This is a genomic window from Streptomyces sp. NBC_01803 (assembly GCF_035917415.1).
GTDB lineage: Bacteria > Actinomycetota > Actinomycetes > Streptomycetales > Streptomycetaceae > Streptomyces.
The window spans coordinates 1792529-1808691 of sequence record NZ_CP109073.1 but is presented as its reverse complement, the minus strand read 5'-3'; the positions used below and the strand labels follow the sequence as shown (position 1 = coordinate 1808691).

Annotated in this window: 10 protein-coding genes and 1 pseudogene; 4 read left to right on the top strand and 7 right to left on the bottom strand. The window is 71.3% G+C overall.

Annotated features, from left to right (window positions below; all coding sequences use genetic code 11):
- The first annotated feature begins 33 nt into the window (after positions 1 to 33).
- On the top strand, positions 34 to 1560 hold the full coding sequence (locus OIE51_RS07630) for an ABC transporter substrate-binding protein (protein ID WP_326596431.1): 1527 nt from the start codon (positions 34 to 36) through the stop codon (positions 1558 to 1560).
- On the opposite strand, the gene OIE51_RS07625 is transcribed toward OIE51_RS07630, so the two are convergent.
- From OIE51_RS07625 to OIE51_RS07590, 7 genes and pseudogenes are all read right to left on the bottom strand, one after another.
- Positions 1557 to 1958 carry a hypothetical protein gene (locus OIE51_RS07625; protein WP_326596430.1) on the bottom strand — a complete coding sequence of 134 codons (402 nt, stop codon included), beginning with the start codon at positions 1956 to 1958 and terminating at the stop codon, positions 1557 to 1559. The genes OIE51_RS07630 and OIE51_RS07625 overlap by 4 nt on opposite strands.
- A gap of 457 nt (positions 1959 to 2415) precedes the next feature.
- Positions 2416 to 2778, bottom strand: coding sequence for a hypothetical protein (locus tag OIE51_RS07620; RefSeq protein WP_326596429.1), 363 nt, complete (start codon positions 2776 to 2778; stop codon positions 2416 to 2418).
- 359 nt (positions 2779 to 3137) lie between these two features.
- A pseudogene (locus OIE51_RS26900) lies at positions 3138 to 7471 on the bottom strand (putative T7SS-secreted protein); the annotation flags it as partial.
- Positions 7472 to 7477: 6 nt separating this feature from the next.
- Positions 7478 to 8053: a hypothetical protein gene (locus OIE51_RS07605; RefSeq protein WP_326596427.1), complete on the bottom strand. Its 576-nt coding sequence runs from the start codon at positions 8051 to 8053 to the stop codon at positions 7478 to 7480.
- Entirely contained in the window at positions 8050 to 8454 is a 405-nt protein-coding gene (locus tag OIE51_RS07600) for an SseB family protein (protein WP_326596426.1), read from the bottom strand. Before OIE51_RS07600 ends, OIE51_RS07605 begins: the two co-directional genes overlap by 4 nt.
- Before the next feature lie 87 nt (positions 8455 to 8541).
- A complete protein-coding gene (locus tag OIE51_RS07595; protein ID WP_326596425.1) occupies positions 8542 to 9261 on the bottom strand; it encodes a (2Fe-2S)-binding protein in 720 nt (239 codons plus the stop codon).
- Between the two features lie 251 nt (positions 9262 to 9512).
- On the bottom strand, positions 9513 to 12098 hold the full coding sequence (locus tag OIE51_RS07590; protein ID WP_326596424.1) for an AMP-binding protein: 2586 nt from the start codon (positions 12096 to 12098) through the stop codon (positions 9513 to 9515).
- Between the two features lie 220 nt (positions 12099 to 12318).
- Here OIE51_RS07590 and OIE51_RS07585 point away from each other — a divergent pair, with 220 nt between their 5' ends.
- From OIE51_RS07585 to OIE51_RS07575, 3 genes are read left to right on the top strand one after another with little or no spacing between them, the layout of a single operon-like run.
- Positions 12319 to 13401, top strand: coding sequence for an iron ABC transporter substrate-binding protein (locus tag OIE51_RS07585; RefSeq protein ID WP_326596423.1), 1083 nt, complete (start codon positions 12319 to 12321; stop codon positions 13399 to 13401).
- A 14-nt stretch (positions 13402 to 13415) separates the two neighbouring features.
- Positions 13416 to 15068 (top strand): ABC transporter permease, encoded by a 1653-nt coding sequence (locus OIE51_RS07580; RefSeq protein WP_442812043.1) that lies wholly within the window; start codon positions 13416 to 13418, stop codon positions 15066 to 15068.
- Positions 15065 to 16126: an ABC transporter ATP-binding protein gene (locus OIE51_RS07575; RefSeq protein ID WP_326596421.1), complete on the top strand. Its 1062-nt coding sequence runs from the start codon at positions 15065 to 15067 to the stop codon at positions 16124 to 16126. Before OIE51_RS07580 ends, OIE51_RS07575 begins: the two co-directional genes overlap by 4 nt.
- Positions 16127 to 16163: the final 37 nt, after the last annotated feature.

Here is a 16163-nt window from a genome sequence, read left to right as displayed (position 1 = left end):
GACCGCCCGGCACCGACAGGAGGGAGCGGCGCCATGACAGTGCCCCCGGAACCGGACCCGCCGATCCGCTGGTACCGCACACGGTGGGGGAGGGGCCTCGTCCTGGCCGCCGTCCTCGCCGTCCTCGGCGCGGGCTCCATCCTGGTGTTCGGGCCCGAGGACACGAGCTGCGCGGACGGCGTCGAGGAGATCGGCGAGGGCGACGAGCGCGAGTGCGTGGGGCTGACCGACGGCGGCTTCCGCTTCAGCGAGGAGCTCGGCGACGTCTTCGAGCTGATCCGGGCCGAGAACGACGCCGTGCTGGAGGAGGCCGACGGCTCCGAGGGCGTCCCGTACGTCAGCGTCGTGTACCTGCTGCCGATGACCCCCGACCCCGGGTACAGCAACACCCGGGACTCGGTGCGGCACGAGCTGGAAGGCGCGTACGCCGCGCAGTTCGAGGCGAACAACCGGCTGGGGCACGGCGAGTCCCCGCACATCCGGCTCCTGCTCGCCCACCCCGGACGGACGGACGCGCAGCGGCGGTTCACCGTCGGCGAGATCACCGGTCGCCGGGCGGACGACCGGATCGTGGCCGTGGCCGGCCTGGGCACCAGCCTGCGGGCCACCCAGAAGACGGTGGCCGACCTGGCTGAGGCCGACATCGCCTCGTTCGGCACCGTGCTGACTTCCGACCGGCTCGCCGAGGTCCGCGGCCTGGTGCGGGTGGCTCCGCCCAACGCCGACCAGGCAGCCGCCGCGGTCCAGTACCTGTCGGAGGACGGGCGCGAGGACGACCGGGTGCTGCTCGTGCGCGACGCCAACGAGGAGGACCAGTACACCGCCACGCTCGCCGAGGAGTTCGCCCGGCAGCTTCCCGAGGACCGGTTCGTGCCGGGACAGCCCATGCAGTTCGACTCCTCGCAGAGCGGGCTGGCCACCTACTTCGACAACGAGATGGCGAACCTCTGTCTCCAGCGACCCGATGTCGTGTACTTCGCCGGGCGCAGCCGTGACCTGGTCGCCTTCCTCGGACCGCTGGCCCACCGCCAGTGCCAGGACGCCCCGCTCACCGTGCTGTCCGGCGACGACGCCTCGCAGACGGTGGAGCAGGACACGTTCGAGGACGTCCGCCAGGCCGTGGAGCTGGGACGGATCGAGCTGGCCTACACGAGCCTGGCCCACCCCGGCGCCTGGGAGGAGGCGACCACCGTGTTCAGCCCGACCGCCGTCAGCGTCTTCCGGCCGGGCGGCACGTACACCACCACGTTCCCCGACAGCGCCCTCGACGACGGTCAGGCGATCATGGCCCACGACGCCGTGCTGACGGCCGTGGAGGCGATCAGGAGCGTCGCCACCCCGGAGTACACGGACATCACCAGCAGCGACGTCTTCCAGCAGATCACCACCCTGCACGACGCGAACGCCGTCGCGGGCGCGAGCGGCTGGATCTCGATCGGACCCGACGGCAGCCCGGAGAACAAGGCGATCCCCGTCGTCCGCATCCACCCGGACGGCGGACGCGCCACGGTGGACGTCACCTCGGCGGACGGCGCCCCGTACACGCCGCCCCGGCGCTAACGGCTCCCGGTGTCGATCCGCCACACGCGCAGGTCGAAGGCGAAGGAGGTCGAGCAGGACAGAGGCACGGTGGTGCCGAGCACGTCCACGCCGACGTCCGCCGCGAGCGGGGTGTTGGTGCCGTGCGTGACCACGTAGGTCCCCGCCGGATCCTCGATGACCTCATGCACCCGCTCCGGCGCCCCCGCGGTGGCGTAGACCCCGGTGACGACGGCACTCCCGGCCGCCTCCCCACTCTCGTCCAGCCGCCGCACGGGCACCGAGGCGTCGACCCGCCCCCCGTCGAAGACGAGGAACTCCTCCGGCCCGTACCCCCCGCCGTACTCCATCCCATCCGCCGCGGTCACCGACACACCGGCGTGGGTCCCGTAGGCGGAGTTCTGATACAGATCAACCACGACGGAGACGCCACCCGCCTCCCCGACACAGGAAACGGCATACCCCCGCTCGACCGCCCGCGAGGCCCCACTCCCGTCGGCAGCAGCCGCCGCCTGCCCGGCTCCGACCCCGGCGCCCGCGACGGCAACCAGCCCGGCCACGACAGCTCTTGTCAGGTGTCTCAACGTCAACTCTCCTCGTCCGGATGAATGATCGCGAGGAGAGACCACCGAGACGGCAGCGAGGTTGTATCCCTGGAGATCACCCCATGCCGCGTACCGGCTGTCGCACCTGGACGGGAGCGGCTGCCGCCGAGGCTTCGCAACCCTGTAGGAGTACGGGATGCCTCAAGGCTGTCCCGTCATCTCGGTCCCGTCCCGCCGACACCCGTCCTGCCCCCATGTGCGGCTTCCGCCTTCAACCGGCAAACCTGTGTGCATCGGGTCGCATTGATCGCTGAGGCGGGGCCAAGGAGCCTTAGGAGACTGCGAGGATCTTCTGCTTTTCGGTTTCGTAGGCCGCCACCGCCCATTGTTCTCGATCGTAAAAGGCTTCCCAGAAGCCCTGATCGCTCCACGGCTCCGGGCACAGCGAAAACGACCCGCTCGCCAGTTGAAAGAAGATCCAGGACGGCGGCATTTTCGCGGACGTGATAGTGAATAGTCGACTGTCGAATACCGCACATGATTCGCGAGGAGAGTACTCCATGCGGAAGGAGGTATCTTTGCCGTGCTGAGAAAACACTTCGAGGACGACATATTCTTCGCCTGGTTTCAGTGCGCCTGCTCCTTGTAGTGCGCCTGGTTCCAACCCCTCGCTCCTGGTGAATCTAACTTTCATACCCGTCACCTTCTGTTCATGACTATCTTGTAGTCGTAATCGTAGGCCACTTGCCCGGATTCCGGATTGTAGTAGTAGTGCACCTGGAAGTCCCCATAGGGACTTTGATGCGTTCCCGTCGAGTACTTGCCCCAGTCGCTGATGTCGCTGCCATCGGCAGTCAGGTGTGCCCGGAGGTGAGGGTTACCCAACCGTTCGCCCGGGATAATTCGCACTGACTCGTCAATGGCCTGCGGAGTAAGCCTCCCGTCCGGCGCGAAGATGGATGCGGCCGACTCGCGGCGCAACTGCTCGGCAAGCCTCTGTCCATCACCAGAACCGGACAGAAAGTTCTGGTTGGCGTCCCTTCCCTCTCTTCCGGTCTCGTTGAGACACTCCGGCGCGAGCCCCAATGGGTCAGTCCAGGTGTGGGGGTTGTGGACGTAGGTGGTGGGGTTGGGGGCGGGGGTGAGGCCGAGGGGGTCGGGGGTGGTGTAGCGGGCTGTTTGGGGGTCGTAGTGGCGGTGGTGGTTGTAGTGGAGGCCGGTTTCGGGGTCGTAGTACTGGCCGGGGAAGCGGAGGGGGGTGTAGGCGGTGGCGTTGGTGTTCCAGGTGGTGGTGCCCCAGAGGGTGGTTTGGGTGTGCCAGGCGGTGGTGCCGTTCTGGTCGATGAGGTGGGTGGGGGTGCCGATGAGGTCGGTGATGATGGCGAAGAAGCGGCGGTCGATTTCGGTCTGGGGTGTGTCGGCGGCGGTGATGCGTTCGGTCTGGGCGATGGGGTGCGGGCCGTCGTGGTCCCAGGTGAGGGTGACCGGGTGGGGGAGGGCCGGGGTGGTGGTGGTCTGTTCGATCAGGGTGGTGGCGTCCCAGGTGAAGTCGACCTGTTCCACCACTGTTTCGCAGTCGGCGGCGAGGCGTTGTTTGGCGGTGCGGCGGCTGAGGGGGTCGTAGTGGTAGCGCCAGTGGGTGCCGTCCGGGGTGGTGACGGCGGTCAGGCGGTCCTCGGCGTCCCACTCGTACCGCCAGGTGTCCGGTTTCTTCGACAGCCGGGTTTTCTGGCGCAGGACGACCCGGCCGGCCGCGTCGTATGCGTAGCGCATCCGGCCGGCGCGTAGCAGGCGGGTGCCGGTGTAGGTGCGGGGGCCGGTGGCGGCGGTGCCGGGGTGGCCGGTGGGCCAGGTGGCGTGGGTCTGGTTGCCGGCCGTGTCGTAGGCGTAGGTCTCGCTCCAGCCCTGGGCGTGGACGCCGGTGACCCGGCCCATCGGGTCGAGGTCGAAGGTGCGGTCGTCGATGCCGGTGAGGTGGCCGTCGGCGCGGTAGGTGTAGGTGTGGTGGTGCAGCGGCCCGCCGGGGGTGGTGAGGGTTTGGGTGGTGAGGCGGCCCGCCGGGTCAAAGGTGCGGGTCAGTTGGAGGGTGTCGCTGATGTGGCGGGCGGTTTCGCGGCCGGCGGCGTCGCGTTCGAAGGCGAGGGTGTGGCCGGAGGCGTTCAGGGCGGTGGAGCGGCCGGCCTGGTCGTAGGTGAATGTGGAGACGGCGCCGGCGGGTGTGGTGCGGCGGGTGCGGCGGCCGGCCGCGTTGTAAGTGTGGGTGAGGACATGGCCGTTGACCATCTCGGTTTTGACGCGGCCGAGGCGGTCGCGCTGGTAGACGATCTCCGCGTCCGGTCCGGCGGCGGAGGTCAGCCGTCCGGCGGGGTCGTACGTGTAAGTGGTGATCTGCCCGGCGGCGTCCTTGCGGGTGATCCGGCCGGCCGGGTCGCGTTCGAAGGCGATGGTCTGGCCCAGGGGGTTGGTGCGGGAGTGCGGGCGGCCGGTGGGGTCGTAGGTGTAGGTGAGGGTGCGGCCGTCGAAGTCTGTCTCGGCGGTCAGGTGTCCGGCCGGGTCGTAGGTGTACTCCCAGGTCAGGCCCTGGGGGTTGGTGACGCGGGTGAGGCGCAGCTGGGTGTCGTGGGTGAATGCGTAGCGGGCACCGTCGGGGTCGGTGCGGGCGGTGAGCACGTCGAAGGGGCCGTACTCGTAGCGGGTGACCTGACCGAGGGCGTCGGTGTGGCGGACGCAGTTGCCCTCGCCGTCGTAAGCCCAGGTCTCTTCGGCGCCGCATGCGTCGATGCGGCGGGCGAGATGACCCTCGACCGTCCATTCCAGGCGGGTGGTGGCGCCCTGGGGGTTCCCCCGGACGGAGTCCGGGGGAGGACCGGTGATGGCGGTGGGGCGGCCGAACGGGTCGCGTTGGTATGTCGTGACGGCGCCGGTCGGGTCGGTGATCTCCAGCGGCAGTCCGGCCGCGTCGCACCGTACGCGCGTGGTGTGGCCGAGCGGGTCGGTGACCGAGGTGAGATGGCCTGAGGCGTCGTAGGTGTAGTGGGTGGTGTGGCCGGCCGGGTCGGTCACCGCGGTCCGGTTGCCCCGCGCGTCGAACTCCTGCTCCCACACCGCCCCGTCCGGGTCGGTGATCTCCACCGGCAGGCCCAGGTCGTTGTAGGCGGCGAACGTCTCCGTCCCGTCGGGCCGGTGAACGGCCACCAGGTTGCCGCGCTCGTCGTAGTGGAAACCCGTGGTGTGGCCCAGCGCGTCGGTGCGGGCGGTGACGCGGCCCTCGCCGTCGTAACCGGTGCGGACCGTGTGGCCTTGGGGGTCGGTCTCCGCGATGACCCGGCAGGCGGCGTCGACGAGGTAGCGGCTCGCCTGGCCTTCCGGCGTGGTGACGGTCGTGACCCGGTGGCCGGTGGCCGGGTCGGGGTCGCCGTAGGCGATCCGCACGGCGAGGTGGCCCTCGGTGCCGCCCTCGGCCACGCACCGGTCCCAGGTGTCGTAGACGTAGTCGTAGCGGCGGTCGTTGGTGTCGGTCCAGGCGATGACCCGGTGCTCGTCATCGTAGGCGAACCGCAGGGGCAGGCCGGAGGAGTTGACCACCTCGGTCAGGTCGCCGTCGGTGTAGCCGTAGCTGACCACCTCTTGGTCCGCGCCGGCCAACCGGAGCGCGGTGATCCGGCCGGCCTCGCAGGTGAGCGTCAGGTGGTAGCCGCCGGAGTGGACGATGCCGGCCGGGGCGCCATGCTCGTCGTACTCGAACGTCAGCCGGTGTCCGACGCGGTCGCTGATCTCCGCCAGCGGCGCCTCGCCGTCACCGCCCGGCTCCGTACCGGGCGGCCCGGCGAAGTGCCACGTCCGGCCGGTGTCGGGGTCGGTGAGCAGGTAGTCGCCGTCGGCCGTGCGCTCCAGCGGGCGGCGCGGCCCGGACGCGGGCAAGGTGGGCACGCCCGGCGCGGGATGCGGATACGCCAGCACGAGGCCGTCCTCGGAGAGGAACACCACGCCCTCGGCGTCGATCTGGAGCCGCTGGTCGACGGTGCTCGTCCAGGACGGGCCGAACCAGCGGCCGCGCGGTACCCGGACTCGACGTGACGGCGGAAGACCAGCGGCAGCAGGCCCGGCAGCGCGATGTCCGTCTGCTCCAGCCACATCCGCCCAGTGGCCAGGTTCACCGGGTCCGTGCTGCCGGTGGTGACTTCCCCGGGCGGCGTGCTGTGCGTGTCGGGGCCGTCCTCCCGTAGCTGCGTGCGCCCCGGGGACCGGGGCTCGGGCAGGTGCCGGGCAGCGTTGGCGCCGGCCCGGGCGCCGCCCACGCCCCGGGTGCCGATCAGCTCCGGCACCAGCCTGCCCGTGCCCTCCGCCGGGTCCTCGGAGAAGGAGTTCCCCATGGTCCCGGCCGTGCCGACCGGGTCGTTGCTCATCCGGACCAGGCCGGTCGCGGTGCTGTTGAGCGCGGTGAGATACTCCGCCGGATGCGTCAGGTTGTACGGGTCGATGGGGTTCACGCTCCGCGCGAAGTTGACCACCCCGGCCGTTCCCCGCACGACCCCGCCCATGAAGTGCGAGGCGTTCAACCGCACGCCTGTATAGGCGTCGCCCGCCTGCTCGCCGTACGACGGCTTCGGCGGAGCCGCGTCGCGCGCCGTCTCCACCGCCGCCCTGGCCCGGTCGTGGGCCTCGTTGCGCTGCTGGCGCGCCTCGGCCAGGATCTCCGCGGCCTCCTCCACCATCGCCACACCCGGATCACGGAACGCGGTCGGACACGGCGGGAGAACGCCGCCGCCGCGCTCCTCCGGCGGCGTGGCGTTGCAGACGTCCACCGCCGTGTTGTACGCCTCCACGTCCGCGTTGTACGCCGAACGCGCCTCCTCGGAGGCCCGCTCGGCCGCCCGGTACCTGTCGATCGCCTCCTGCGCTTGCCCCTGCGCCCACTCCACCGTGTCCGCGAAATCGTTCAGCGCGCGGGACGCCCGCTCACATGCCTCCGCCGCCGTGAACCACTTCTCCGGCTCGACCGACATCCGCTCCCGGAACGCGTCCGCCGTCTGCCCGTTCAGCGCGTCCCCGTCAACGCCCCGCAGCCCATTGCCGACATTGTTGAACGCGCCCTGGAAGTCGGTCAGATGAGCGGCGGTCGAGCGCAGTTTCCCCACACTGCCATGAATCAGCTTCGTCGGGTCCTCGGTCTGGTCGAGCTGTAACTCGTCGACATCCGCGCCCAGTCGGTTCGCCACGGAGTCGCCGGTCTCCCGGACGAAGCTCGCCGCGCTTTCCAGGCCGGTGTCGTCCAGCCGGTCCGCGGTCCAGTCGCTCGCCGCGTCGACACCGTCGCCGACCGCCTCGACGCCCTCTTCGACGGCGTCCTCGATCACATCCGGGGTGAGATCACCGATGATTCCCATGGACCGTCAGCGCTCCTCCCCGGGCGTCAGGTCGATGCCGAGCAGCCCCTCGGTCGCGTCGGTGCGCGTCCCGCCCGTCCCCTCGGTCAGGAGGCTGTGCCCGGTGTCCTGCCACGCCCCCGTGATGTCCTCCCCGGCCTGCTGGAGGGACTCCCCGCTGTAGTCCGGCGCGTCCGGCGTCAGGATGTCACCGATGCTCTGGCGGCCGATCTCCTCCTCGGTGGCGTGCGGATTGCCGGTCGGGGACACGGCGTTGAGGGACACCGCGAAGGTGTCCGCCCAGTACTGGTCCTCCTCGTACATCATCCCGGCCGCCAGCCCCAGCCGGTTCGCGATCTCGTTCGCGTCCTGGACCAGCCCGCGCACGCCCCACTCCCAGCGCTCGCAGAAGTCCTCGAAGGCGTCGGCCAGTCCGCCGCCGCCTGCCTCCATCTTGGTCAGCGACATGTCGTCGAAACCGCTGCCCATCAGGGCCCCGGTCTCGTTTCCCACGACCCCCAACTCGTCTATCGCCGCCCGCAGTCCGCGCGTGATCAGGTCGACGGTCTCCTGGCTGATGCTCAGGTCGCCCGCACCGCTCACCGTTCCCCCTCCCTGTCCGTGACGTTCGTGGCGTCCACCGCCACCGCGACCGGCACGATCCCCTTCACCGGCGGGAACAGCATCGAGCCGTCCTCGTCCGCCACATCCACCGCCACCCCGGCCGGGCCGTTCCACTCCGGTACGACGGCGTCGAGAAGCCGCGCGCCCAGCACCGCGGCGTACTCCCACTCCCGCGCCGCCTCCCCGCGCGCCGCCGCGAACCGCGTCAGCGCTGCCTCGTCCGTGAAGGCGTACACCCAGCGGATGCCACCGGACACCGCCGACATGAACTCCCCGCCCACCACCGGCACCAGCACTGCCGACCGTCGGAACTCCCCCAGCATCGCGGCCGGATCACCCACCCCGGCGCGCACCGCGGCGATGCGGTCCCCCAACTCCATATCCGTATGGTCCACCGCGTCGTTCACCGCCGCAACATCCCCCGCCGCACCCAGAGGAACGTCGGTTCGCTCCGCACTCGACGATGTTCACCCTCGCGCGGCGAGCACGCAGTCACCGCAGACCGGACCGGCGGGGCCCGGCGCGGTGCGGTAGATCAGACAGCAGCTCCGCCGCTGGAAACGGCCCTCGGCCGTGGTCCGGGCCGTGTCCCGCAGGGGCGGACGGGCCAGCAGCGCGGCGGTCAGCGCGCGGACCCCGGCCGCCAGGTCGGGGCGGGCCGAGGCGGTCAGCACCGCCGAACTGTGGAGGGCCGAGGCCACGTTGCCCCACAGGACACGTGGTGAGATCCGCAATGCCCGGAAAGCGCTGGTCAGTTCACCGACCGGGCCGTCGGTGAGGCAGTCGTGCAGCAGATCGGCGGGCCCGGAGGCCGGGGCGGGGGCGAGGACCGGCTCGGCGGGCGCCGACAACGGGACGGGACCGCCGAGCACCGGCTGCCACCACAACGCGCCCAGCGAGGAGGCCAGATGACGGCGCTGGAGAACGGCCAGGACGAGGGCGGGTGACAACAGCCGGGCCACGAGTCCGAGATGGGCGATAGAGGCCGCCACCCGGAGCTCGATGCCGTCCGGCTCCCGGCCGTTGAGAGCGGCCAGCCCGCCGCGGACCGCCTCGACACGGTCGCGCAGCGCCGTCGGCTCCCGCGCCAGCTCCCCCATGGGCCGCCACGGCGGCACGGGCGTCGCATGTGCCGGATGCGTCCGCAGGGCGAAGAACGCTCCGAACGCGGCGAGGCCGTCCGTCATCCTGCTCCGTTCCCGCGGAGGCCGTCAGCGCCCCCATGATGCGCCACCACCCGGCGGCCGGACCAAACGCCAGGAAGAGACCCTTACCGACCTCATCGCCGCCGCCGCGGGAATCATCCTCGGCCAACGCGGCCGTGGCGCCCCCGTCGCCGTACTTCGCGGTATGACCTACACGCCCAGCGACGACGGCGTGGCCGCCATGCTCCACCACGCCCGCGCTCGCACGTGACCCACCTCCCCGCACACCACAGTCACACCTTGGTACTCCGCGGGGGTGCCTGTCGTCCGGTTCCTCTGCGGCGGAGGCGTGCGGTGAGGTGTCGTGTCGCGCGTGACGCGGCGGCTGTGCAGGCGGTGCCGAAGGCGAGGGAGGCGGCCAGTCCCAGGAGGGGGGAGAACTCAAAGCGGGGATAGACCTGGTAGTGGGTGAGATAGATGTAGAGGGAGGCTGCTGCCAGCGTGCCGGCGATGCGGTTGAGCGGCGCGGGGCACGGCAGGCTGGGCACCCAGATCAGCAGGAGGAGGCCGGCCATCACGATGGGGCCGCGTTCGGGTTGGGGGAAGAAGCCGGGCACGGTGGCGAGCAGGGTGGCGGATACCAGGAGGCGTTGGGGAACGGTCCGGGCCTTGGCGGCGGCCCAGCCGAGGGCGAACAGCCAGAAGACCATGATCGGCGTCAGGGTGCGGATGTGGATGTCGAGGCCGATCAGGTCGTAGCGGGTCACCAGGCCGAGGGTGACCAGTGCCATGGGGAAGCCGAAGGGGAACCGGCGTTCGGCCCGGTCGAGTGCGGGGACCGCGAGCAGGGTGGTCGCGGCGACGAGGAAGTAGACGAGGGTCTCGATGAACCAGTACTGCCATTCCGCCGTGCCCTCGCGTTCGCCCACGACACTGTTGAGCAGGAAGACGTTGGCCAGGTCGTATGCGCCGGTGACGAGCAGGGCGAAGGTGATCCAGAGCACGCTCGGCACGGCCAGGCGCGCGACGGCGCCCCACGCGTTCCGCACGCGCTGGCGGCGTCCGGCGGGGGTGAGGTGGAAGCGGGCGAAGTTGTAACCGGCCACGCCGAGCAGGACGTGGGCGCCGCCCAGGATCGTGAACAGGGGGATGTGCGAGCCGACGATGAGGACGATCGACACCGCGCGCAGGGCCACGCTGGTGTCCAGGTCGCGCAGGTGGGGGGAGGCGGCGGGTCGTGTACCGGCCGGGCGCAGGTCGTGTATCGGCCGGGTGTGCCAGTCGGTCGGCAGTTTCCCGAGTATCGCCTCCAGTCGGACGGACATCTCGACGTAGGTGAGCGAGTCGCCGCCCAGACCGACGAAGCTGCTGTCCTCGGTGACGTCGGCGCGGTCGAGGATGTCCGCGTACAGGCGGCACAGGCTTTCGGGGCCGTCCGCGCGGTCGGTCGTGGTCTTCCCGCCCTGGGCCTGGGAGGCGGCGCGGGCCAGGCGGCGGACGGCGCCGTAGTCGGGCTTCCCGGTGGCCAGGCGGGGCAGTTCCGCCAGGACGGCGACGCGGACGACCCGCACCGGGAGGCCGCACTCGCCCGCCACCAGGCGCCGGACGGTGCGCGCGTCGGTGGTGTCGTCACCGGCGACGGCGACGAGCAGTTCGTCGTCGTCGCCCAGGCAGTCCGCGGCGATGCCGTGTCTTTCGAGCATGGTCTCGACCTGTCGCGGATCGATCCGCAGGCCGAGGATCTTGGCGAACCGGCTTTGCCGTCCCACCAGTTCGTACAGCCCGTCCGGGGCACGGCGGGCGATGTCACCGGTACGCAGCTCGGTGACGGTGCGGCCCAGGGCTAGGTCGGCGGGGGTCTCGGCGTAGCCCAGCATGACGTTGGGGCCGGAATAGACCAGCTCCCCGGTGTCCTGCCCGGGCTGGTCGGGAAGCGGCTCGATCCGGAAGGAGCCACCCGGTACCGGTATGCCGATCGCCTGGGGCCGGGAGAGCGCCAGGTGCGGGGGCAGGTAGGCCATGCGGGCTGTCGCCTCGGTCTGGCCGTACATCACGAACAGCTCCCAGCCGTCGCGCCGGCCCAGCGCGGCGTAGCGGGTCACCTGCTCCGGTGCCAGCCGCCCTCCCGCCTGGGTGATATACCGCAGGTGCGGCAGCCGCATGGCGGGGAATCCGATCTGGTCGAGCAGGTCGAAGGTGTAGGGCACGCCGGCGAACGTCGTGCCCCGGCCGTCGCGGAACCGGTTCCAGAAGCAGGGGTCGGAGACCGACAGTTCGGTGAGGATGACCCCGGCGCCGCGCAGGAGGTGGCTGTTGATGACGGACAGGCCGTAGCAGTAGTGCATGGGCAGGGTCGTGGCGGCGCGATCGCTGTCACGGATGTCCAGGTACCGGGCGATGGACTCCGCGTTGGCCTGGAGGCCCTGGAACGACAGCCGGACGAGCTTGGGCGACCCGGTGGAGCCCGAGGTGCTCAGCAGCAGCGCCAGGTCGGGGTGGAGCGTGTGTGCGGAAACGGGCCGGCGCTCGTCGAGCACGTACTCCCCGTCGACGGACGTGGCAACGATGTCCGGGTCGTAGCGGCCGGTCAGCGCTGTCGTGCTCTCGGCGTTGCCGTGGGGCACGAGCAGGACGGGATGGCCGCCGGCCAGCGCCGCGAGGTAGACCACGAGGGCGTCGGCCGTGTTCGCGCCCTCAAGCAGCACCAGCCGCCGCTCGTGGCCGAGGCGGGCGGCGAGGTCGGTCACGCGCCGGGCCAGCTCCCGGTAGGAGATCTCGCCGCTGGGGGTGATGAATGCCGTCCGGTCGCCATGGGCCGCCAGGTCACGGGCGAAGGGAACGGCCGGGGTGCTGGGGAGCAGCTCGGAAGGCGCAGTCACGAGCGCATCTTAGGTAAGGCAAACCTAAAATGAACAGTCACGATCCGATCACATATGTCTGCGGATCCGCGTTCCACGAGTGCGTCTCGGGCACACCTTCTCAACTTTTCCTTGACTATTAGGTAAGCCTCCCCTAAGCATGGGACAGCTCTCCGGTGGAGGGCCGTCCCCGCCTGACCGCGTGTCGCTCGCCGCATTCCCCGTCCCCGAAGGGCTCGTCATGTCTTCCGCGCTCCCCGAAGCCACTCCCGTCACCAGCAGACACCGGCCCGTGCGGCGGGCGGCGTTCGCCGTGGCCGCGGCCCTCCTGCTGCCCGCGGTCGCCGCCTGCGGAAGCGACGACGGGGGTTCGGACGGCGGCGGCTCGGGTGAGGAACTGGTCATCTACTCCGGCCGCAATGAGGAGTTGGTGGCCCCGCTGCTGGAGCGGCTGGAGGAAGCCACCGGCACGGACGTCACGGTCCGGTACGGGGACAGTGCCGAACTCGCCGCCCAGATCCTTGAGGAGGGTGAACGCACCAACGCCAGCCTCTTCTTCTCGCAGGATGCCGGTGCCCTCGGTGCGCTGGCCAACGAAGGGGTCCTGACCGAGCTGCCGCAGGCCACCCTCGACCGGGTCGACCCCGCGTTCCGCGCCGAGGACGGCACCTGGGTCGGCCTCTCGGGGCGCGTACGGGTGGTGGTCTACAACCCCGACCAGGTCAGCGAGGAGGAACTCCCCTCGGATCTGGACGAGTTGACCGAGTCCCGGTGGAACGGCCAGGTGGGCTACGCCCCGACCAACGCTTCGTTCCAGACGTTCGTCACCGCGATGCGCCTCATCGACGGAGAGGACGCCACACGCGCCTGGCTGGAAGGTATCCAGGACAACGGCGCCCAGGCGTACGAGAACAACATCACGATCATGGACGCGGTCGACAACGGCGAGATCGCGCTGGGCCTGGTCAACCACTACTACTGGTTCGAGCGCGTCGCCGAGGAAGGCGAGGACCAGGTGACCGCCCAGCTGCACCACCTTCCCGGAGACGGCCCCGGCTCCCTCGTCAACGCGGCCGGCGTCGGCATCCTGGCGCACGGCGGCCAGGGCGAGGCGGCGCAGGAGGCGGTCGACTTCCTGCTCTCCGAGGAGGCCCAGACCTACTTCGCCGAGGAGACCAAGGAGTACCCGCTCGCCGCGGGCGTCACCAGCCCGGTTGAGGGGCTGCCTCCCCTGGAGTCGCTGGAGACCCCCGAGATCGACCTCGGTGATCTCGACTCGCTCCAGGAGACCCTGGCTCTCCTCCAGGACGTCGGGATGCTGTGACCGAACGCGCCGACATGAGCGTTCCGGCCCGGGCGCCCTCCGGCGGCCCGGCCGGCCGGGGCGGCTCCGGCCTCCCGGGTGCCGCCCGGCCCCCGGGAGGCAAGCGCGCGGCCACGGCCGGTGCCGCGCGCCGGACGGGCCGACTGCGGGCCGCCCGCAGCGGGGCCCGGACGCCGGCGCTGCTCGCCGTCCCGGCGGCCGTCACCGCCCTGTTCGCCCTGCTGCCCATGGTCTATCTCGCCGTGCGCGCTCTGGAACACGGCCCCGGCCATGCCTGGGACATCGTCGCCGCCGACCGCACGGCCCAACTCCTCGTGCGCAGCCTGAACCTCGCCGGAACCGTCGTCTGCGGCAGCCTGCTGCTCGGCGTCTCCCTGGCCTGGCTGACCGAACGCACCGCGCTGCCGGCTCCCCGCCTGTGGTCGGTGGTCGCCACCCTGCCCCTGGCCGTTCCCAGCTACGTGATGGCCTTCAGTTGGCTGTCGGCCTTCCCCGACCTGGCCGGCTTCCGGGGCGCCGCCATCGCGCTGACCCTGTCCTGCTTCCCCTACGTCTATCTCCCGGTGGCCGCCGTCCTGCGCGGCATCGACCCCGCCCAGGAGGAAGCCGCCCGCTCCCTGGGCCACAACGCCCTGAGCGTCTTCTTGCGCGTGACCCTTCCGCAACTGCGCCCCGCGGCGGCCGGCGGCGCACTCCTGGTGGCGCTCTACGTCGTCTCCGACTACGGCGCGGTGTCCCTGATGCGCTACGACACCTTCACCCGCGCCATCCACACCTCCTACCGGGGCAGCTTCGACCGTACTCCCGCGGCGGCCCTGAGCTGTGTCCTGGTGCTGATCACCGTCCTGCTGGTGCTCGCCGAACGCCGCACCCGCGGCCGGACCCGGCTGGACAGACCGGGCCGCGGCACCGCCCGGCCCGCCGAACGCCTCCCGCTGGGCAGACTGCGCCTGCCCGCCGTCGGCTGGTGCGCGCTCGTCGCCGCCATCGCGGTCGCCTTCCCCGTAGGGACCCTCGCCTACTGGATCGCCAGGGGGAACTCCGGCACCTGGCAGCCGGGGGAGCTGATCGGCACCGCCTGGACCACCATCGGCCTCGCCGCCGCCGGCGCGGCACTGACCGTCCTCCTCGCCCTGCCGGTCGGCGTCATCGCCGCACGCCACCGCACCCGCACGGCACACCTGCTCGAACAGGCGTCCTTCGCCGGTCACGCCCTCCCGGGCATCACCGTCGCCCTGGCCATGGTGTTCCTCTCCGTGCGCTACGCCTACCCCCTCTACCAGCAGTGGCCGCTGCTCGTCATGGCCTACGCCGTGCTGTTCCTGCCACTCGCCGTCACCGCGGTCCGGGCCGCCGTCGCCCAGGCCGCCCCCGAACTGGAGGACATGGCCCGCTCGCTGGGCCGGGGCCCGCTCGGCGCCCTTAGGGACGTCACCCTCCCTCTCGCGGCCCCCGGCGTCGCCGCCGGAGCAGCCCTGACCTTCGTCGTCATCATGAAGGAACTGCCCGCCACCCTGTTGCTGCGGCCGACCGGCGCGGACACCCTGGCCACCCGGCTGTGGACACACACGGGAGTCGCCGCGTACGCCGCCGCCGCACCGTACGCACTGCTCCTCATCCTCATCGCCGCCGTCCCCGCGTATCTCCTCGGAAGGCACCGCTCATGACCGACCTGCGCATCACAGGACTCACCAAGTCCTACGGCGGCCCCGGCGCCGACGAGCCGGTCCTGCGCGGCCTCGACCTCGACGTCACCAGCGGTGACCTCACCGCCGTGCTCGGACCCTCCGGCTGCGGCAAGACCACCCTCCTGCGCGTCGTGGCCGGCTTCCTGCGCCCCGACCACGGCACCGTCACCCTCGGCGGACGCGCCGTAACCGGGACCGGCGTGCACATACCCCCCGAAAAGCGGGCCATCGGCATCGTCGCCCAGGAAGGCGCCCTCTTCCCGCACCTGAGCGTGGCCCGCAACGTGGCCTTCGGCCTGACCGCCCTCCCGCGCCGCCAACGGCAGGCCCGGGCAGAAGAATTCCTGGAACTCGTGGGCCTGGCGGGCCTCGGCAGCCGTATGCCGCACGAACTCTCCGGCGGCCAGCAGCAACGTGTCTCCCTCGCCAGGGCCCTGGCCCCGCGCCCCACCCTCGTCCTGCTGGACGAACCGTTCAACGCCCTGGACAGCGCCCTGCGCGCCGGGCTCCGCGACGAAGTCCGCGCGGTCCTTCGCACCACCGGCGCCACCGCCGTCCTGGTCACCCACGACCAGCAGGAAGCCCTGTCGGTCGCCGACCGCGTCGCCGTGCTGCGCGACGGCAAGGTCGCCCAGCACGGAACACCCCAGGAGATCTACCGGCGCCCCGCCGACCCCTGGGTAGCCTCGTTCATCGGCGACGCCGTTCTCCTGCCCGGCCAGGCCGCCGGCCGCACCGCCCGCACACCGCTGGGCGACATCCCCCTGACCACGGCCACCGACGGCACCGGATCCGTCCTGCTGCGCCCCGAACAACTCCTCCTGAGCGATCCCACCACGACCACCACGCTCGGCACCGTCGCGGGAATCCGCTACTACGGACACGACGCCCTCGTCTCGGTCACCGTCCGCGGACTCGACGAAACCATCACGGTCCGCCACACCGGCCCCCTCACCCTCGGCCCCGGCGACCCCACCGGACTGACCGTCACCGGAAACGCCACCCTCTACCCGCAGCCGCTGCCCGCCGCACTCTGAGCCCACCCCGGAGTCGTGCGGCCAACGACCGCGGGGT

Bases quoted from the DNA above. Each gene is read 5' to 3' on its own strand.
- OIE51_RS07575 (WP_326596421.1), top strand. From the start codon at position 15,065: ATGACCGACCTGCGCATCACAGGACTCACCAAGTCCTACGGCGGCCCC.
- OIE51_RS07630 (WP_326596431.1), top strand. From the start codon at position 34: ATGACAGTGCCCCCGGAACCGGACCCGCCGATCCGCTGGTACCGCACA.
- OIE51_RS07585 (WP_326596423.1), top strand. From the start codon at position 12,319: ATGTCTTCCGCGCTCCCCGAAGCCACTCCCGTCACCAGCAGACACCGG.
- OIE51_RS07595 (WP_326596425.1), bottom strand. From the start codon at position 9,261: ATGACGGACGGCCTCGCCGCGTTCGGAGCGTTCTTCGCCCTGCGGACG.
- OIE51_RS07580 (WP_442812043.1), top strand. From the start codon at position 13,416: ATGAGCGTTCCGGCCCGGGCGCCCTCCGGCGGCCCGGCCGGCCGGGGC.
- OIE51_RS07600 (WP_326596426.1), bottom strand. From the start codon at position 8,454: ATGGAGTTGGGGGACCGCATCGCCGCGGTGCGCGCCGGGGTGGGTGAT.
- OIE51_RS07620 (WP_326596429.1), bottom strand. From the start codon at position 2,778: ATGAAAGTTAGATTCACCAGGAGCGAGGGGTTGGAACCAGGCGCACTA.